15 protein-coding genes are annotated in these 19501 nt (G+C 69.3%); 2 read left to right on the forward strand and 13 right to left on the reverse strand.

The genetic code is table 11. The features are described from left to right. Positions 1-63 precede the first annotated feature (63 nt). Positions 64-3258, forward strand: coding sequence for an autotransporter outer membrane beta-barrel domain-containing protein (locus tag ACOZHM_RS00320; RefSeq protein WP_421566949.1), 3195 nt, complete (start codon positions 64-66; stop codon positions 3256-3258). A 259-nt stretch (positions 3259-3517) separates the two neighbouring features. Here the strand turns inward: ACOZHM_RS00320 and ACOZHM_RS00325 are convergent, their stop codons facing one another. Together ACOZHM_RS00325 and pgaC are read right to left on the reverse strand one after the other, a co-directional pair. Next, complete coding sequence (locus ACOZHM_RS00325; RefSeq protein WP_421566951.1) at positions 3518-3925, reverse strand: hypothetical protein; 408 nt, start codon at positions 3923-3925, stop codon at positions 3518-3520. 47 nt (positions 3926-3972) lie between these two features. Further along, the gene (gene pgaC / locus ACOZHM_RS00330; protein WP_421566953.1) at positions 3973-5229 is read right to left on the reverse strand and encodes a poly-beta-1,6-N-acetyl-D-glucosamine synthase; all 1257 of its coding nucleotides are present in this window, start codon (positions 5227-5229) and stop codon (positions 3973-3975) included. A gap of 156 nt (positions 5230-5385) precedes the next feature. Here pgaC and ACOZHM_RS00335 point away from each other — a divergent pair, with 156 nt between their 5' ends. Beyond that, entirely contained in the window at positions 5386-6168 is a 783-nt protein-coding gene (locus ACOZHM_RS00335; protein WP_421566955.1) for a CHAD domain-containing protein, read from the forward strand. A gap of 44 nt (positions 6169-6212) precedes the next feature. On the opposite strand, the gene ACOZHM_RS00340 is transcribed toward ACOZHM_RS00335, so the two are convergent. The 11 genes from ACOZHM_RS00340 to ACOZHM_RS00390 are packed head-to-tail and all read right to left on the reverse strand — an operon-like array spanning position 6213 to position 19477. Next, complete coding sequence (locus ACOZHM_RS00340) at positions 6213-7706, reverse strand: DUF6519 domain-containing protein (RefSeq protein ID WP_421566957.1); 1494 nt, start codon at positions 7704-7706, stop codon at positions 6213-6215. A 19-nt stretch (positions 7707-7725) separates the two neighbouring features. Beyond that, on the reverse strand, positions 7726-9939 hold the full coding sequence (locus ACOZHM_RS00345) for a hypothetical protein (RefSeq protein WP_421566959.1): 2214 nt from the start codon (positions 9937-9939) through the stop codon (positions 7726-7728). Positions 9940-9947: 8 nt separating this feature from the next. Further along, positions 9948-13112, reverse strand: a complete 3165-nt coding sequence (locus ACOZHM_RS00350; RefSeq protein WP_421566961.1) for a putative baseplate assembly protein — start codon at positions 13110-13112, stop codon at positions 9948-9950. Further along, the gene (locus ACOZHM_RS00355) at positions 13109-15610 is read right to left on the reverse strand and encodes a putative baseplate assembly protein (RefSeq protein WP_421566963.1); all 2502 of its coding nucleotides are present in this window, start codon (positions 15608-15610) and stop codon (positions 13109-13111) included. The genes ACOZHM_RS00350 and ACOZHM_RS00355 overlap by 4 nt, the downstream gene beginning before the upstream one ends. 22 nt (positions 15611-15632) lie before the next feature. Further along, on the reverse strand, positions 15633-15995 hold the full coding sequence (locus ACOZHM_RS00360; RefSeq protein ID WP_421566965.1) for a GPW/gp25 family protein: 363 nt from the start codon (positions 15993-15995) through the stop codon (positions 15633-15635). A 17-nt stretch (positions 15996-16012) separates the two neighbouring features. After that, entirely contained in the window at positions 16013-16375 is a 363-nt protein-coding gene (locus tag ACOZHM_RS00365; RefSeq protein WP_421566967.1) for a hypothetical protein, read from the reverse strand. An 11-nt stretch (positions 16376-16386) separates the two neighbouring features. Next, the gene (locus tag ACOZHM_RS00370; RefSeq protein WP_421566969.1) at positions 16387-16926 is read right to left on the reverse strand and encodes a phage baseplate assembly protein V; all 540 of its coding nucleotides are present in this window, start codon (positions 16924-16926) and stop codon (positions 16387-16389) included. Continuing rightward, positions 16923-18050, reverse strand: coding sequence for a hypothetical protein (locus tag ACOZHM_RS00375; protein ID WP_421566971.1), 1128 nt, complete (start codon positions 18048-18050; stop codon positions 16923-16925). Before ACOZHM_RS00375 ends, ACOZHM_RS00370 begins: the two co-directional genes overlap by 4 nt. Before the next feature lie 3 nt (positions 18051-18053). Beyond that, positions 18054-18377 (reverse strand): LysM domain-containing protein, encoded by a 324-nt coding sequence (locus ACOZHM_RS00380; protein ID WP_421566973.1) that lies wholly within the window; start codon positions 18375-18377, stop codon positions 18054-18056. 10 nt (positions 18378-18387) lie between these two features. After that, positions 18388-19041: a hypothetical protein gene (locus ACOZHM_RS00385; RefSeq protein ID WP_421566975.1), complete on the reverse strand. Its 654-nt coding sequence runs from the start codon at positions 19039-19041 to the stop codon at positions 18388-18390. Between the two features lie 7 nt (positions 19042-19048). Then, positions 19049-19477 (reverse strand): hypothetical protein, encoded by a 429-nt coding sequence (locus tag ACOZHM_RS00390; protein ID WP_421566977.1) that lies wholly within the window; start codon positions 19475-19477, stop codon positions 19049-19051. Between the last annotated feature and the right edge of the window lie 24 nt (positions 19478-19501).

Consider the following 19501-nt stretch of genomic DNA (forward strand, 5'->3'; position numbering starts at 1 on the left):
CAGCATTTCCCCAGGGTGCAGTGGTCAGCTCAACGTCGGGCAGGCCGTATCCGGGAGCTGTCAATGGCAGGTGCGTTCAGGTCGCTGGTACAGGGCACGTTGGTCATGGCCGGCGCATGCACGCTGGTGGTGCCACGGGCGCAGGCGCAGCCCTGTGTGGTCACCGCCAGTCGCATTGCCATGACGTCCGGGCAATGCGAGGTGGTGCCCGGCACGGAGCTGCACGCGGCCATAGTCAACGCGGCGGTCTCCGCAACGAACGTCGACACCCAGATCGACCTCAGGCCGGGGGCTACCGTCATCGCATCAACGCCTCTGGTCGCGCGCGGCGTTGAAATGATCAATGGCGGCAAGGTGCTGTTGGGCCCTGACAGCCGCATCCAGCTGGAGTCCGCCGGGCAGGGCGTGCTTGGAATCAGCATCAGCAACAGCCGCTTCGCCACGCCGATCGGCACCGGCATCCCCGTGGACATGACCAGGGCAGTGGGGAACAGCGGCACCGGCTACGGGGTGCGCGCTGTTCTCAACTCGGACGTCACCCTTGGCCTCAACCTCACGTCGAGCTTCTCTAACAGCGCGTTCGGGGTACGCGCCGATTCCGGCAGCCGCGTGGTGCTGGTCGACAACAGCAGCATCGCACTGAGTGGCACGAACGTATCACCCGGGGGCGCAGCGGTGATGGCGGTTGACGACGGCAGCATCATCGATGCACGCAATGGAACACGCCTGATCAACGTCGGCCGCGATGTGAGTGCCATCTACATGTCCAACGGCGGGCTAGTCCTGGCCGACGCCACCACCCAGCTGAGCCTGACCAATCTGGCACCCATCAATGCCGGGGCAGCGGGTATCGTGGCCGACAACACGGTCGTCCCTGCGGGTACGATCGACGGCGTGTCCATGGGTTTCACCGGCATCGCCGGCACCGGGATCACGGCGACGCGCGGCGCGAGCGTCACGCTGCGCAACGCAACCGTACAGGGCGCGGGCATGGGCGTGGTCGCCGATACGCTTTCCAGCGTCGACATCCGTGCCTCGCACCTGAGCATCACCGATACCAACGGCGGCATTCTCCGCACCATCGAGCCCGGACTTTCGCCGTACTCCACCACGTACCTGCGCCAGGGGGCGGGCCTGCTCGCGCTGGGCGGGCGGCTGGACGCCGATGGCGTGGGCATCCTCGTGCCGGCCAACGATGCCTACGGCGTATACGCGACCTTCTCGCCATTTTCCCCGTCAACCACAGGCACGTTGACCTTCGCGAACGGCACCATTGCCACCTCCGGGGTGGGTGCCTACGGCGCTGCCGCAAACGGGAGTCCCTTTGTCGATGGCATGCCCGCGGTAGTGCTGAGCAGAGCGACCGTCACCACCGGCAATGCCGGCGCCCACGGGCTGGCCGTCACCTCCGGCGGTGGCATTACGGCCAGCGACAGCGTCATCCGCGCGGAAGGGCCCGGCAGCAATGGGCTCTACTCCAGCACGGCCAGCACCACGCGCGCCAATGTCGCAACGATCTCCGGTGGCAGCCTGACCAGCGTGCAGTCCACGGCGGTCCAGGTGGCCGGCTCGCAGCTGACGCTGTTGCTGTCCAATGGTGTGGATGTCGCCGGCGGAAATGGCACGCTGCTCGACGTGGCGGCCGTGGGCAGTCGCGTCGGTACGCTGTTCATGACCGCCAACGCGGCCATGCTGCAGGGCGCCGCATCGACCCAGGCGGGCAGCCGCGCGGACATGATCCTGCAGGCCGGCACGCAGTGGAACATGACCGGCAGGTCCAACCTGAGCACGCTCATCAATCAGGACAGCGCCATTGCGTTCGGTGCCCCCAGTGGTGCACCTGAACGTCTGGACAGCTACAAAACGCTCACCGCGGGTGCCTATGCGGGGGAGGGCGGAACACTAGCCCTCCACACCTACTTGGGGGGCGACGGATCCCCGTCCGACCGTCTCGTCATCGATGCAGGCACCGCAACCGGGCAGACGGGGCTGCACATTCTGCGTGCGGGCGGGGACGGTGCGGTAACGCTGGGCAATGGCATTCCCGTGGTGGAGACCCTCAATGGCGCAGTCACCAGCGCGGGGGCATTCACGCTGCGTCAGCGCGTGGTCGAAGGTCCCTACGAGTACCAGCTTGTGCGCGGCAGCCGCGACGGGTCCCAACCGCAGGGGTGGTACCTCACCTCGCTGCGCCTGCCTGAGGAGCCGGCGCCGGAACCGCCTCCCACGCCGCCCGCACCGCCGAATCCGCCGGTGCCACCGCCAACAGAGCCGGAGGCGGAGTTGCCGGCGGTCGCTCCGCTCTACCGTCCGGAAGTGGGCGGCTACCTGGCCAATCAGCGCAATGCCGCAGGCATGTTCGTGCACAGCCTGCATGACCGGCTGGGCGAGCCCGGGTGGCCGGGTACGGAGCGCGCAATGACTGCCGGGGACGCACCCTCCATGTGGCTGCGCGCGGTGGGCAGGGACGGCAGAAGCCGCAGCGAAGATGGCACGTTCGACGTCGACACGGAGGCCAGCCTGATCCAGCTAGGTGCAGACCTTGGTCACTGGCAGGCAAAAGAGGAGGGCGGCAGCGTGCATGTCGGCGGCATGCTCGGGTACGGCAGTGCCCGCAGCGGTGTGCTGGCGGCGGGCAACCCCGCCCGGTCCCGTGGTGAAACCAGGGGATGGAGCATGGGTGCCTATGCGACCTGGTACCAGAACGCACGCGATGCGCGCGGCTGGTACATCGACGGCTGGGCGCTCTACGGTGGGTTCCGCAACACGGTGCAGGGCGACAACCTGCCCGACGTCCGCTATGACTCGCACACCTTGGCGCTCTCGGCAGAGACCGGGTACGCCGCCACATGGGGACAGGGCAATGCATGGGCCGTGGAGCCCCAGTTGCAACTGGTCCACCTCCGCTACGACGAAGACACGGTCACCGAGGTCAATGGCACTCGCGTCAGCGACAGCACGGGTACGGGTTGGGTATCCCGGGTGGGCGTGCGCACCCATCGCACCTGGTCTGACCGCGGCACGGAGATCCAGCCCTACCTGACGCTCAACTGGTGGCACGACCACATTCCAGACCGCCTGGCTTTCAACGCGGTGACCCTGGACGCGCTGTATCCGAGCGAGCGCTACGAAGCCAAGTTGGGGATCAACGCGCAACTGGGTGCCGACTGGAGCGCGTGGGGCAACCTGGGGTTCCAGTGGGGCAGCCAGCACTTCACCGACACGAGCGTGCGTGTGGGTGCGCGCTACCGTTGGTGACGGCGGGCAAGTAGTACTACACAGTCCCGACAGGCGGCTTTACTGATGCGCGGGGCGGCGCGGCCCGCCAGAATCTACCGGGTGGGCACACTCGGTGGGCAGGCAACGATGGCCAGGCTGATCTCCAACCGTACGTGATCGAAGCGGCCGACTTCGACGAGGTCTTGCGGAACGCCGTGGCCGCATCATGGACATCTTCTGCGCACTGATGGTCTTGGGGCTGCGCGCCAGCGCAACCGCAATCTCGCTGACCTTGCATTCATCGAGCGGCTCCTCGATGGGGAGGTCGGGCAGGGCTGACGACACCTGCGTCGGCGGTGTTGACCGTTGCCAGGGGCGCAGCGCGAAGCGCGTCCACGAGCGTGATGGGAACGCCGAATGCCGTTGCCTGGTCCACTGCATCCAACGGTGCCGGCTCGCTCGCGGATCGCAGGCGGTTGGTGAGCAGTCGCCACCGCACGATGGAAAACACGACCAGCCAGAGCACCAGCATCCCGACGACTTTCAGGAACGGCAGCGTGTCGCGCCACATTTCGCCGGATTGCCAACGGGGCGCGACGCTGACATGCAGCGCCGCCAACCCCCAGTACGCGACCATCCACACCAGGTCCCGAAGGAAGTAGAGCAGCAGCATCCATGCCAACAGGGTCAACAGCACGTCGCGCACGACGGCCCACCAGGGCAGGGGTGCGGTGCCAAGCAACGGTGGCCATTTCATGGTCGGAACCCGCGGTCGGGGCTGGTCCAACGCCCGTGCCGGCGCCGGCCGGCAAGGGCACGCGGAAAGCCCACGACCGCCGTTGCCGCCTGCAGTGTCCAGAACACCAGCGGATACCAGACCACCCAGAACAGCGCTCCGACCACGCCCCGCTCATACTTTCGGTCGAGCGCCGCGGCCACCACGGCCTGCATGAAGTAGTGCGCGGCAAGCAGCATGCCGGCCTGGCCGGGCACGAATCCGAATCCCTCAAGGTGCATGAGGTGACCAATCTGCAGGCCGTTGAAGGCCCAGATCAGCATCATTGCAAGAATCGAATATCCCCATACGATCGAGACCAGCCAGTTGAGCCAGAGCGGCCACATGCGCATTCCGTTTGCGCGGAAGAGAGCGGGGAACACGCGCATCGCCACCTCGCTCCCGCCCTCGCTCCAGCGCAGGCGCTGACGCCAGAGCCCGCCGATGGTCTCGGGCGTCAGTATCCAGGCCAGCGCCTTGGGTTCGAACGCCAGCCGCCAGCCCGCCATCTGCAGGCGCCAGCTGACGTCCACGTCATCGGTAATCGTGTTGGGCGACCACCACCCCGCATCCTGCAGCGCCCGCTTGCGGAAGGCGCAGATCGCGCCGGAAACGGTGAACAGTGCGCCGTAGACGTTCTGCGCGCGCTTGATCAGCCCCACGATGCTGGAGAATTCGCCCACCTGGAGGCGGCCGACGATGCTGGACCTGTTGCGGATACGCGGATTGCCGGTCAGCCCACCCAGCTTCGGATCGTTCTGGAAGCGGCGTGCGAACCAGGTCAGCGCGGCAGGATCGACCAGGGTGTCGCCATCGATACAGACCACGATCTCGTGCAGCGCAGCCAACGCGCCCACGTTCAACGCCGTGGACTTGCCCCGGTTGTGGGTGAGATGCAGTACACGTAGCCGGGGATACCTATCGGCAAGGTGATCCAGAAGATAGGCGGTACCGTCGCTGGATCCATCATCAATGGCGACGATCTCGAACGCCGGGTAGTTCACCCGATCCAGCGCACGCAGCGTCTCTTCGATCTGCCTGATTTCGTTGTGGCAGGGCACCAGCACCGAGATGGGAGGCGGCTCATCCAGCGGCGGCGGCTGATCGTAGGGCGGCTCGTGTGCCTCGCGAAGCAGGTGGAACAGCACGCCGCCTACCATCCAGTACCACGCCAGCACGTACGGATATCCGAAGCACAGGCCGGCAATCAGCGGCTCGAAATCCGCAGCGTTCACGGGACGGGCGCTCCTGTTCTCATGTGGCAACGGGCGGGTCGACGCCCTGAGGGTAGTGAGGCCGGGCGGCTCGGGATATTGGCCCTTGGCCCCACCTTTCTATGGCCGCCGGGCGGGGCGCTACAATCAGCCCAGCGTCCGGACCTGGGGTGTGCGATGGCGGCAGAGGGGGCAGGGTATGCGGCCAGAGACCTGCTCATCCAGGAGGGTCAGGCGATCCTGGCGGCGTTATCCGCCACGGGCGACCAGAACGCCGCCATCCATGCCGCGCGCAAAGCCATCCGCCGGATGCGTGCCGTGCTGGCGCTGTTGAATGAGGATGCCCTCAGCCTGGAGCGCGACGACCTTGCGTTGCGACGGCTGGGGAAGGGGCTGTCGGACCTGCGCGACGCCCATGTCACCGTCGAGACCGCCCATCGGCTGCGGGCACTCCAGCCTGGCCCGGGGTGGGCTGCCATTGTGGCCTCTCTGGTGACGCGCCGCGACCGCATCCTGCGGCGCGAGCTGGCCAATGATTCGGGCTTCCGTCGCAGGCGGAAGGTGGTGGAGGCGGTGTCCCTGCATCTGGAGGCACAGCCCTGGGAATGCGTGCGACGCTCAGGCATTCGAGCCGCCCTGGCACGCAGCGAGCGGCGGGTGAAGAAGGCCGGCGCCCGTGCTGCCCGCGACGGTGACGCCGAGGCCGTGCATCGCTGGCGCCGGCGCGTGCGACGGCTGCGGATGCAGCTCGATGCCGCTCACGAACTGGGTGCGCTCCACGGGCAGGCGCACAGCGGCGTCGCCCGCAAAGCCAAGGCCCTGCACAAGATCAGTGACCGTCTGGGCTGGCGCCAGGACCTGCAGTTGCTGCGCAACCTGGTGCGGGCCATGCCTGCCGATGCCGGCAAGGCAGCGGTGCTGGGCCAGATCGACGCAGCGCTGGCGTCGACAACCCACTGAAACGGGCGCGGCCCGCCGCGAGGAGCAGCGGGACGCTCACCTGCTCAACCGTCTTTCCGCTTGCGTGGGGTCTTCGGGGTGCTGACCAGCCCGGCGCGCGGCTCACAGGTGCTGGCCGGGTAGACCAGGCAGGTGCACGGCGCCAGCACGCCCGGCGCGCCGTTCACCGACAGGCCGACGAAACCGAGCGGTGCATGGTAATAGGTGACGCCGTGCGGTGATTCCGCCAGGGGTTCGCCATCGCCATCGACCGGCCAGCCGGTATCCCCGGTGGTTCGCACCGCGGTAACCCAATAGTCGCCGCTGAGGTACTCGGCATCCGGGTCGAAGCGCACCTGCACACCGTCCTCCAGGTCGATCCAGTCGTCTTCCAGTCCGGACGACGGCCGTAGCGGCACCGCCCCATCGTCGAGGCTGACGTCGCCGCGGGCCTGCTGGTCCCAGCGCCGCACCTTGCTGGTCGCGTTCGCCTGCCGGGGTGCATCGCTCGCCAGCACCAGTTCGTCGCCATCGACGCTGCCCAGGCGGCAGAGCGTGCCCGGCCGCCCCTGCAGGTCATCGTCCTCGTCGCTCAGTTCTACCCACTGTGCGTCGGCGAAGCCGCGCGTGCTGGCCACGCGCAGGCGCTTGCCGCCGCCGGACACCCAGCGCGTCACCACGCTGCCGTTGTCGCGCGACCATTTGAAGGTCGGCGCCCCGCTGTCGCTGCCGCGATGGATCTCCACACGGTAAAGGTGATTCTCGGTGCCGCGGTAGGCGACATCGGGATCGGTCACGCAGGGGTCGTCCAGGCGCTCGGGCGGTTGCAGCCGCAGTGTCAGCGTCGCCCGGGGATCGCGCTCGAACAGGTGCAGCGGCACCGCGCAGGCCTGCTCCGGGCTCTCGCGCAGCAGGTCGCGCTCCGCCTGGAGTGTTTCCAGCTGTGCCTGCAGCTGCGTCCGCTCCGCCTCGTCTTCAGTCTGCTCGATGCGCTTCTTCAACCCCTCGATACGTCCCTGCAGGCGCTTGTCCACCTCGGCCAGGTCGAGCGCGCGCACCTGCCACACCACCTGCGCGCGGCTGCAGGTGTCCGGGCCGCCGAGCGCGACTTCGCGCAGGTGCGGCATCTCGAGGCTGGTGACGTGGCGCTCCCACACCCGGAGATACACCCAGAACCGTGACGCGTCGCGGCTGGCGCTGCCGAGCCAGCGGCGCAGCGCGTCGATCGGCCCGTCCTTGCCGTCGGCCGGGGTGTAGTGCGGCTGGTCCAGGTAGTTGCAGCCGTCGCTTTCGCACAGCACGCCCTGCACGTAGTAGCGGCCGGCACTGATCTGCAATGCCAGGCCGTGGTCGTCATCCAGCGCCAGGCCGAAACCCGGATGGCCGGCGGGCGCGGCGTACGGGCCGAAGAGGTCCAGCGCCATCGTGCGCAGGTAGTGCAGCAGGATGGCGCCCTGTTCGTTCGGATCGGCATCCAGGGTGACGCGACCCTGCTGCAGCAGCACCTGGCTGAAGTGATGGCGGGGATCGAAGCTGACCCGCGAGAAATCGCCTTTCATGGGGAGGTCCTTGTGTAGTTCAGTCCGCGAACAGGAGCCCGACGGTCATGCCGGCCGGTGCGTGTTGGTCCAGGCGCGCGCGCAGGTTGGCCTCGCGCTGGGGTTCGTAGAGATCGTGGTAGGCGCCCATTTCCGAGCCGTCGTCGGCACCGCGACGGATCTCCAGGGCGGTGTCCGGCGTCAGCCGCGCGTAGCCGGGCAGGCCATAGCGGCGCGACTGGAAGCGCGGGCGTACGCGCTGGCGTTCGGCGGCGATCAGGGTCTGCTCGGCCGCCGCCGGCAACTGGCGCGCGCGCACCGCCGCCGTCACCTCGTCGGGCTGGCAGCGGTAGCGCCGCGGCGAGCGGCAGTGGCAGGGGACGTGGCTGTAGCGCACGCAGCCGATCTGCCGCCGCGCCACGTTGAGGCAGGCGTCGAACACGCTGTTCTCGACCACATCGACCGCATGCACCTCGACCTGGCCCAGCACCGTGCTGTCGCGCAGGGTCAATCGGACATGCGCGACTGCTGCATCCAGTGCGCCGATCGCATCGCCGCTGCCGGCGGCGTCGATGATGCTGTCCTGGATGACGAGCGCGATCGGATCGGTGCCCACCTCATCCTGACGCACCTGGATCGAGCCGACGATGCTGTGTTCGATCAGAACGCGTGCCTGCACGCCGAGCAGTTCCAGGCTGGGTTCGGAGGCGCGCTCGGGTTCGCAATCGCAGCCGATCCCCCAGCCCGGCACCAGCGTGCAGTGGCGGATCGCCAGTTCGGTACCGCAGCTGGGGGTGGTCGCCGCCTGCTCGGCATGGGCCTGCGGGTCGTGCGGGGTGCTGACCTGCATCGGCCGCCCGGCCAGCAGGATGCCTTCCAGCGCGAAGCGGCTGCCGGCATCCAGTTCCACGCCCAGTGCATCGGGCAGGTCGGTCTGCCAGTCGATCAGGCGGATCACCGGCCGTGCGCCCGCCGCGGAACGCAGCACCAGCGACTGGCCGGGGCGCAGGCGCACGTGCACCGGTTCCACCCACACGCCGCTGTGCATCAGCTCGATCACCGCATGCGCGGGCGCCTCTTGCTCCCAGGTACGCAGGGCATCGCCAAGGCGCGGCAAGGACGAGGCGCCGCCCTGGCCGACCCGATACAAGGTGAAGGGTTCCGGTGGCCGCCGCGCTGGCCGCGCATACTCGCCGCCGCCCATATCGGCCGCGAAGCCGTAGTGGTAGCTGACCCGCACGCCCTTCTTCGGCACCTGATCGGGCGGGAACATCAGCCGCCCGCGTTGCGGATCAACCGCGACCGTGCCGCGCGCCGGGCGGTAGCGCCAGCCGCTCAGGTCCGCCACCACGATCGCCTCCACCGGCAGCGGCGCGCTGCCGTCCTGGCCGGCCCATTGCTCTGCCCAGATCGCCAGGCTGGCGTCCACGCCGTAGTCCTGCTGCAGGTGGTCGCGCAGATCACGGCGCCGCAGCGGCAGCGGCAGGTTCTGTTCGTCGGCCTGGTGGAACGCATCGGGCTCCGGCCGCGGCTTGCGGTACAGCGGCGCATCCTGGCCCAGCACGCTGAAGGTGAAGCAGTGCGCGCCGGCTTCCTCCACGCAGTAGGCCGGCGTGCGCGTGACCGGGTAGCTGCGCATGCGCCAGACATGCACGCCCACGCTGGGCACGTTGTAGCGGCCGCTGCGGTGGCGCGAGGGAATGCGGCGCAGGTCGACGCTGTGGGCAAGCGTGTCGAACGGGCCATCGCAGCGGTCCAGCGCACGCATGTCGCGCAGGTCCGCCGTGCCCAGGCGCTTGGCATGCAGATGGTTGGGATGCTGGGCGCGGTCGAGCAGGCGGAAGTATTCCTGCGCACGCGCCGGCCAGCCGCTCACATCGAAGGCCAGGTCTTCGAGCAACGAGACGGTGCCCTTGCGGCGCCGTTGCGCGATCAGATGCGCGACCTCGCGGCGCGGCACGCGGACCCGCTCCAGCGCCTGCGCGCCGGCGCCATCGCCCAGCGGCGCCTCCACCGGTTGATAGCCGAGCAGGTCGGCCAGGTAGGGCACGGCCCAGTCCTCGGCGGTCTCGATGAACCAGTTGTCGTACAGCCGCGCGATATCGTCCTCGACCAGGTTCACCTGCTCGGCGATCACCCGCAGCAACGCCTGCAGCGGGTAGCCCTGTTCGGCATCGCGGATGCGGTGCACCGCCGGCAGCAGCCGGTACAGGCGGTCTTCGCGGGGAAGCGTGTGCAGCGAAGGAAGGTCCATGTCTGCGCTCACGAGTCGGGGTTGAGGATGAGGGTGTCGGCGACGGACGCCATGAAGCAGGCGATCTGCGCGGGCCGGGCCACGCCGTTTTCAATGCGGCCCGGGCGTGCCTCCACGCGCGGCGGCGGGCGCTGCAGCGGGGCGCCAGCCTGCAGCGACTTGCCCGGGTCGTCGCCATGCAGGATCTGCTGTACCTGCGCGGTGATTTGCGCCTGGCTGACCAGCCGCAGCTGTCCGCTTTCTGAATTGATCTCGGTATCGGTGATGCCGCCGAAGCTGTCCACGTCGACCCAGTCGATGCCGGCGACCGATTGGATGGCGGCGATCACCTCGCACAGCAACGCCGGCTGCGCCAGCGCCCGCGCATCGAAGCCGAAGCGCGCCAGCAGCCGTGCGCGCACCTCGGCGGCCACCGCTTCCCAGCGGTACGCCGGCAGCAGCCGCAACCGCGCCTGCAGCACCAGGGCGATGCGCTCGCGCCAGACCAGCCGTACCGGCAGCGCGGGGTCCCCGAGAGTGCGCAGCGCCTGCGCGAGGTTGCGGTAGAGGTCCGAATCGATGTCGATCGGCATGTCGTCGACGCCGGCGTAGCTCACCTGCACGTAGTCACCCGCCGCGTCGGCCAACCGCCGCGCATCGGCCTTGGCGATGCCGGCGAACATGCGGGTGAAGTCGGCATAGTCCGAGACCGAGACCAGGCGGTCGAGCGCGATGATCGAGCGCGGCGCGTTCTCGCGGATCAGCGCGTCGGTCTCGCGGTCGGCGCCGCCGGAAGCGCGCAGCGGATTGACCACGTCCTTGAGCCCGAGCGGACGGGTGACCATCAACGCGACCTGGCCGGGGCGCACGTTGCCGCCCTTGCCGATGCCGTTGCGGTATTCCGCGCGCAGGTTCTCGAAGCCACTGGGCGGGCGCAGGCCGTGCTCGCCATCGCCGAACACCACGCGGGTGCCACCGTCGCCGTCGGTGCTGGTGACGAAGGCGCGGTCGTCCGGGCCGAGCATCGCCAGGCTCGGCGCCTCGGGCCAGGCCACATCGTTGACGTAGATCTTCAGGGTGCTGGTGGCGCCCAGCGCGGTCGGTGCCGGGCGCCAGGTCAGCGGCGGCTGGCGCAGGTCAAAGGACTGCAGCGGGAGCCGCGCATCGCTGCTGCCCAGTACCTCGCGCCGTGTCTCACCGTGGCTGGCGGCGACCACGTTGCCGCGGATGCGCAGGCCGGCGCGGTGGTAGCGGTAGGCCAGCGGCGTGGCAAGCTGCAGGGTGGTGTGCGGGCGGTCGCCGGGCAGGTTCGGGTCCTGGCGGTGGCGCAGGCCAGCCACCATCATCAGCTCGGCCGCGTTCACCCCGCGCACGCCGGCGATGTCGCTGCGCTCGCCTTCCACCACCACCCAGCGGCCCGAGGCCAGCTGCTCGTGCAGCGGCGCCAGTTCGAGAGTGTCGCCGAACACCTCGTCCAGGATCGGTGCCTCGGCCAGCACCAGTTGACGCCGCTGCGGATACAGCCAGGTGCTGCGCAGTTCCGTGATGCGCGCGCGTGATTCCTTGCCGCCCTGGACCTCGCGCCACTCGGTGGGGCCCTTGTCATCGCCGAAGTCGATCCGCGTGGTGTCGCCGGACAGGCCGTAGGCGCTGCGCGGGCCGTTGCGCGTACGCGCCACGCGCAGCACGTCCAGCCGGGGTGGATCGTCGAAGTCCTCGCCGGGGCGTGAGACCAGGATCAGCGCGCCGCTGGCCAGCAGCGGATCGGCGCTGGCAAGGAAGGCATTGCTCGTGGTCTCGTCGGTGGCATAGCGCCAATCGGGCCAGCTCTCCAGCGCGGGCAGCCCTTCCGAATCGGACGCCGGCACCGGGTGCGCCGAGGTGGCGCCGAACAACGTCTGGCCGGCGCCGAGCAGATAGACCGCCTGCAGGGCAACCGGCTTGGCGCCCGCATTGGAACCTCGCCAGGCGTCGTAGTAGGCGTCCTTCAGGCGCGGCGCGAAGCCGGTGATCAACTGCGGCTGCAGGTCGGCACCGCGTGCGAAGGCGGCGCCGAGGTCGCGGCGCAGGCGCAGGCGGTTGGCGGCCTGGACCTGCGGTGGCATCAGCAGCGCCTCGACCGCGTCGTCGGGGGTGGACACGACCGTTCCGCTGGGCGGCAGTTCCAGCGCGTTCAATGCATCACCGAATGCCGAGATCGCGTCGAGTGCTTTGCCTTCCACGCCGGTCTTCAGCTGCCCGGACCATTCGGCCAGCGGCCAGGCTTCAACGCCCAGGTACAGGCCATCGCGCAACCGGGTGACGTTGCGCAGGCCGCGCGCATCGCCGTGGCCGTTGTCCTGCAGGCGCTGCAGGTCGAACACCAACTGCTGCAGCAGCGGCAGGGCCTGTGGCACCAGCGGCCCCAGCGGCTGCAGGTGCAGGGTGGTGCGCTGGTCCTCGAAATCGATCTCCACCGCCAGCACGCGGCGCGCCTGGTAGCGCATTGCCTCGTCGGCGAACGCGAACAGCAGCAGGTCGCCGGCCTGTGCCTGGCTGTCCACGCCGGCCACGTACACCACGTTCAAGGCGGGCAGGGCGTCGGCGTCGATCCGCTGCGGGCGCTGGCGGCGGATGCCCAGGTCGTTCCACTCGCGACGTGCCTGCAGTGGCTCGTCGGTTTCGAACATCTGCGGCAGTTCGTCCGGCCCGGGGATCGACTGCGCGCGCGTGCCGGGCGGCACGTCCACCGGCTCGGCCTGCTGCGTATCCACGTTGTAGGACAGGTGCACGCTGGCCGACACGCCGGCGCGCGGCTGGTAGCCGACCAGGCGGGCCAGCTCCACCAGCGAGCGGCGCTGCACCGCCGTGCGCAGGTAGCCTTCGTTGGCGATGCGCTCCTGGTAGAAGGTCAACACGTCACCCACGCAGGCCCAGGCATCGAGCAGGGCCAGCGCAGGGTCGGCCGGGTCGCGGGTGGTCAGCGTCTGCAGCGGCCGGTGGGGCACCATCGTCTGCCCGTCGTCGCCGGGCGCGACCACTTCCATGCCGGGCAGCCGTGCCTTCATGCTGGCCAGGAACCTGCCATGGGTGCCGACGCGGTAGGGCAGGGCCGGCAACGCCGGGCGCGGCGAGATCTGCACCGGCGTCATCGTGATGACGCCGCCGCAGCAGCCACAGTCCGCGCCACCGCAGTGGCAATCGTGCGTGCTCATCGTCCACCTCCCACACTGATCGACAGCCGTCCGTGTTCGGGCTGGGCGGCATCGCCGTCCAGGCGTGCGATCTCGTTGCGTCTCAGCGTCAGCACGCCGTCGTCGAGCTCGCGGTTCGGCGGTTCGTACAGGCGCTGCAGGCGGGTGACCCGCGCGCACTCGACCCCGGGCACCGACATTGCTTCGGCTACCAGCGCGCTGACCCGCACCCCCTGTCCGAACTGCAGGCGGTCGGGGTGGAAGTAGCCGGGCTGGCCGTCGCGGCGGCAGCCGGCGCTGAAGCGATCGAGCAGCGCGGCCTTGATCGCGCCGCGCTCGTGGCCCGGCAGCGCGCAAACCTCAAGCTCCAGGTCCAGCGGCACGTAGACCGCCGTTTTCACGTGCAGGTCGTGGCCCATGCGGCGCACGCGCTCCAGTGCGCTCTGCACCTGGCCGGTCAACGTTGCCGACGCCGGCAACTGGCCGATGGGATCGAGCGCGACGTCGGCCTCGTACCAGCTGCCGGTCCACACCAGGTCGGCCGATGCGCGCTGCAGCCGCCGGTCGCGCTCGGCGATGCGTGCGTAGTCATCGGCGACGATGGCCCGCAGCAGGTCGGTGCGGAATGCAGAGGGCGCCAGCAGGCGTGCCTGCGCCAGTGGTTCCGGATCGATGCCGCCGCGTGCCGGTAGCGGGTTGCCCAGGCGCAGGTCGATGCCGCTCAGGTGCTGCCCGCGCACGTACAGGCGGTTGATGCTGCCCGCCCCGACGTTGCCGGCACTGCCGTTGCCGACCCGATAGCGCGCCTGCATGACCAGGCCGGCGCGCAGGCACTGGCCCAGGCTGCCGTCGCCGAAGCGCAGGCGGGCGCGGCCGTCGTTGTCGATCTCGGCCACCACATGGCGGTCATCGCCGTGGCTGGCCAGCAGGTCGAACACCGGCGTCCAGTGGGCGTTGTCGCTGTCGCTTACGTCCAATGCCGGCAGCGCATCGCGCGGATCGCCCCCGGTGCTGGCACTCGCTGCCGCGCTGGGCGCGGGCGCGGCATGCCGGTGGGTCAGCGGCGACTGCGCGAGGCGCCAGCTGACACGCGTGGCGCTGACCGCCACATCGGCCGGCTGGCCTTCGCAGATGCAGTCGGGCGAGGCCTCGCTTTCCGGCACCGTGCCAAGTTCTTCCGGACCGGTGCTGCGGCCATGATCGACCAGCACCACGTTGGCGAAGGCCATGGACACATCACGCAGGCGTGAGCAGTTCGGCGCCGGCCCGAGTGCGGACAGGCACAGCGGGAACGGCAACGCGTCCTCGGCATGCCAGTCAATCTGCAGCAGTGGCGTGGGCCGTGGGTCGTTTGGGCCGGTCGGGAACAGGCTGTCTTCGTCGGGCGTGACCCTCACCAGGCGCACCGGCCACACCCGCAGCGGGTCGGCGTCGGTCGCCAGGCCGCTGCGCGCGCCGACCACTTCGCGCAGGATGAGCACGTCGCCCACGCGCAGGTCGAGCACGCGTGCGTCGCCTTCGGCAGCGGCCCACGTGTCGCGCAGCACCGCCGTGGTGGCGCCGCGGTGCAGGCAACAGTCGTCGCGCCCCCAGTCGTAGAAGCCGATGCGGCTGTGCGCGGCGCGCAGGCGTATGCGGGCGTCTGAAGCACCAACCGGCTCGAACACGGCCAGCGCCGGTTCCACCAGGCCCGCCATGCGCGCGTCGTCCAGCACCGTGGGCAGCGGTGCGTCACCGGCGATGCCGCTGAGGAAGGCGAGGTCGGCGGCGGCCAGCTCCAGGTCGCTGTCGGTTTCCAGCGCCACCCAGGCGCGTGCGTTGCAGCCTTCGTGCAGGCGATAGTCCACCAGCCGGGCATGCCGGCGCACCGAGATGCGCTGGCGTGCCGTGCCCAGGTAGGCCTCGGTCGCGACCGCATCCTGGTAGTAGCTGAGGTAGTCGCCGGCGTAGGCCAGCAGTTCGGTCAGGGTGACCCCGATGTCGGGCACGTAACGCGGCTGCCAGGCCGGCGAGATCAGCGCCAGGCGGTCTTCGATCAGCCGCTTGAAGCTGGCGTAGTCCTTCACCAGGTAGGGCAGGGCGGGTTCGGCCGGCGCCGGTTCGACGCAGGCGGCCGCGCTGGCGCAGTCCAGGTCGGCGGGGCAGCCGACCTTGAACGAGAACGCCACGCTGGCATACATCGGGTCGAGCCCGCCCACGTCCTGCAGGTGCAGGCGATACGTGCCGTGGTCGCCACGCCGGTCCAGGCGCACGATCAGCCAGTCGTCGCGGTCGGGACCGTCGCTGAGGTGCGGATCGACATCGAGGATGGTGAGCGGGCGGTCGCTGCGACCGCCCTCCAGGCGCAGGTGGCGCGGCAGGTCCGGGCCGTCCTCGCGCAGCTCCGGCGGCAGCTTGCCGAGGAAGGTCACGAAGAGCGTCAGCTGGTCGTCGGAGACCTCGACGAAGTCCAGTCCAACCCGTCCCTGGAAGGCGCGGACGGCCTGGCGGCGCGGGTCACTGAGGCAGGAAAGGTGCATGGCATGGCTCCTGGTCGCGGCCCTACAGGTCGTGTTCGAAATCGGCGACGGCTTCCTCGCCCGTGCGCAGCACGCGGTACACCACGTGCACGCGCAGCGCGGCGTCGTCGGCGGTGACCTGCAGGGCGCGCAGTTCCAACACGTCCTGCAGCCAGCGTTGCAGTGCCGCCTGCAGGGTGAACTGCACCGTCGCCGCAAGTTCCGGGCTGTTGCCGGCGAACACCAGCTGCAGCAGGCCGCTGCCGAAGTCGGGGCGGTTGACGCGCTCGCCGGCCTGGGTGAACACCAACTGCTCGATCAGGTCGCGCACGTAGCCGTCAAGGTCGATCTCGGCGCTGCGGCCGCGGCCATCGACGTGGAAGGGGAAGTCGAGATGGAGGCTCATCTGCATGCTCCTGGCGGCTACATGGCGCTGACGCGCGCCTGCATCGCGCCGACGATCGGCGCGCCCTGCGGAATCTGTTCCGCGCTCTGGCAGATGCCCGGTCCGGGGCCCGGCGCCGGCGCCAGCATTACCGGCAGCCCCATCACCTTCACCCGCGTGCTCGGCATCGACCAGCGCACGGTCACGCAGGGCTGTGGCTTGCTCGGCGGTACGGTGAAGGGGCAGCCGGGCAGCACCGAAATGATGGGCAGGCCGGGCGGGATGACCGCCACCGGTTGTCCGCTGACCAGCACGCGGGCCTGGCCGGGCACGATCTTCGCCTGGCCGGCGGCGTGCTGGCAGGTCATGGCGGCGTTGGCGTGGAGCAGGAAACCAGGCATGGCGGTATTCCTCAGGTAATGGTCATCGCGACTTTGTTGAAGGTGATCGCCGGGCCGACGAGATAGATCGACGCGCCCTTGCCGTTGTCGATGTAGATGCCGCTGTCGTTCACCACCAGCATCGCCCCGGTGGTGCTCTTGAGCACGATGCCGCCGGTGACCGGCGTCGGTGGCATGTCGCTCACCATCACCATGTTCTGCAGCAGCGTCTGGATGACGATGTTGGGGTCGGCCGGATTGCCCAGCTTGGCCATCGCCGGCGCATCGCTGGGCAGGTCGAGGCGGCAGCCCAGCCATACCGGCTTGTTGGCGTTGCCCTGTTCGAACATCACCCATACCCCGGCGCCCGGTGGCGGCACCGCATAGATGCCCATGCCGGGACCCGGCGGGCCGGACAGCGGCGCGCACGGTTCGGCCCAGGTGGTGGGCACGAACGAGGCGACGTCGGCGATGGACAGCAGCAGCCGGCCGCGAAAGTAGGGGTCGGCATTGGTGGTGACGGTGCCGCGGTAGATGCCGGGGAACTGTCCGTTGCGATGCGATTGGCTCATACCGGCACCTTCGGGGTCAGCGAAATCAGGCCATCGCGGCTGAGCTGGAAGCTCTGCTTGTATTCGCCGCGCTTGAGTTTGTGGGTGACGCTGTCGACGTAGTACAGGCCGTCGTAGGCCATGCTGGCGCCGCGCACGCCCACCATCATCCGCGAGCGCAGCACGTGGCCGTAACGCAGCACATCGAGCGAGCCGGTGGCGGTGATGGCGTTGGTCGAACCCTTGAGAAGGCGGCCAAGCACCTTCTTGGCGGTGGACATCGTGTCGTCGCCGCCGGCCTCACGGAACATCGCCATGCGCAGTGGCGCAATCGGGCGCGCGCCGAGCGGCGGCTGGAAGATGCTCACCGCGGGGATCGGCAGCGGGATCGGGACGCGGCCGGTGGCCGGGTCGTAGACGGTGACCAGCATGTTCTCCTTGGCCAGGCCGTCCAGCGAGAAGCTCAGGGATTCGACGTTGGTGTGCGCGTCCATGTTCACGTTGAGCGCGGGCTGCGGCACCGGAATGCGGATGTCCGGGCCCAGGTAGGCAATGCTCTGCCCGGGCAACGGGCCGGGTTCGACGTAGAAGACGAAGCCGTTGTCGTCGGCAATGCGCCGCAGGTGGGTCAGGTCGGTGCCGTTCTGTGACTCGATGCGTTCGGTCATGATCGGCTGGGTGGGAATGAAGCCGGGGATCACGATCGGCGCCACGCCGAGGAAGGCGTACTTGGCCAGCACCGCGTAGGCCTGCACCGTGTCGGACATGTTGGGGTAGGGCAGCGCCAGTTCGATCAGGTCCATCGCCGCACTGAGGTCATCGCCGGTCACGGTGAGCGTGGACTGGCCGGGGTCATTGCTCGGCGCCAGGTCCTGGCGCGTCACCATGCCGTCCATCAGCACGTGCGGCATGCCGCCCAGCGTGACCATCACGATGACCCGCGTCACCAGCGGATCAAAGTAGCCGGCTGGCAGCAGCGTGGTCAGCAGGCTGGAGTTCTTGCCGACCGCGAAGGTCAGCTGGAAGCCCGCGCGGTCCCGGCCACTGGTCACTTCCACGCCCTGCAGCGCCTCCACCACGGCGCGCGGCGCCGGCACCGGCACGGCCGGCCCGATCATCAGCGTGAGGTGCACGCCCTGCAACATGGCTCACTCCCGCGCCGGCGGCGGCACGCCGTCGGGCAGGGTGATGCGCACGCGCTCGCCGATCTCGTCGGTGAGTTCATCGGGATGCATCACGCCGTTGGCATCGCACAGGCGCCAGAACGCTTCCGGATCGCCCAGCTCGCGTGCGGCGATATGGTCGGGCCGCTCGCCTTCCACCACCGCATGCTCGCGCAGCACGGTGAAGCCCTCCAATGCCGGCAGGAAACGCCGCTGCAGGTACGGCACCACGGTGCCGTCGGGCAGGGTCAGCGTGGTGAGCGGTACGTTGTGGTAGCGGCTGGTCGGGGGGAAGTCGTAGTTGGCCATGACGAGGTCCTCAATGGATGCCGGAAATGCCGAGCGCGCGGAAGTCGCCTTGCACCGCCTGCGCGGCGAGGCGTTCGCGCGCCTGCAGGTAACCCATGAACAGGCCGCCGCCGCGGCTGTCGAAACCGAGATCGTCCACATTGAGCACACGCAGGCCGAGCGTGACCTTGGCGCGGATCGGATTGAGCTGGGTGTCGAAGGCCTCTTCGACGATGCTCAGCTCGGTCACCCGTACCGGCACGATGCGTTGCGGCCCGAACACGAACACCGCCAGTGGCGCCATTGCCGGCGCGATTTCCAGCGAGCCGGTGGAAGCCACCGCATCGGCGCCGCGCAGCTCGGCACTCGTTGGCTGCACCAGGGCCTCGAGTGCTGCCAGTTGCGGATGCAGGCCCAGCACCACGCTCGGGCCGCGCCCGGTTTCCAGCGCGTCGGTGGCATCGATCTCGGCCTCCAGCTTGATGGTCTCCACCGCCGGGCCCTTCAGCCGCAGCGCCTCGCTGCGGTCGCCCTGGTCGGCCCCGACCCCGCGCACCTGCAGGGTGCGGGTGAGGGTGTCGGGGTTGTACTGCAGCGTGACAATACGCAGCACGTTGCCGGCCAGCGGATCCAGCAGGGCCAGCCCCCCTTTGACCAGTTTTGGCGTGCGCGTATAGCCGCTCATGTCATTCTCACTCGTAGCTCTCGGCCACGCCGCGCAGGTAGCCCGGGTGGCGGCGGTCCAGCGCGGCGGTGGCCATGGTCAGCGGACATTCCTCCGAACCGTCCTCCATGCGCACGATGGGCAGGCGGTAATAGACGTTGTCCGGGTCATCCAGGTCGATGTCCCAGGAGGCTTCGCCCAGCGCGAGCACCATCACCAGGCCGATGTGGCGGGCGACTGCGTCAAGCACCGCGCGGTGCTCCAGCGCGAGGGCTGCGTCGGGGTCAGGGAAGCGCGCGAGCAGGAACGCTTCGACCTCGTCGAGCGACGCCATGTCGCGGCCGGGGTCGCTCGGCATCAGCGCGTAGAGCTCGTCGCGCACTTCGACATCGCTGGCGAGCCAGATCTGGAAGTCCTCGCGCGAATGGAATTGGAAGGCGTGGAAGTCGTCGGTCATGTCGGTGGGCTCATGGAAGGAGTG

It is taken from the genome of Stenotrophomonas sp. PD6 (assembly GCF_049199305.1).
Taxonomy (GTDB): domain Bacteria; phylum Pseudomonadota; class Gammaproteobacteria; order Xanthomonadales; family Xanthomonadaceae; genus Stenotrophomonas.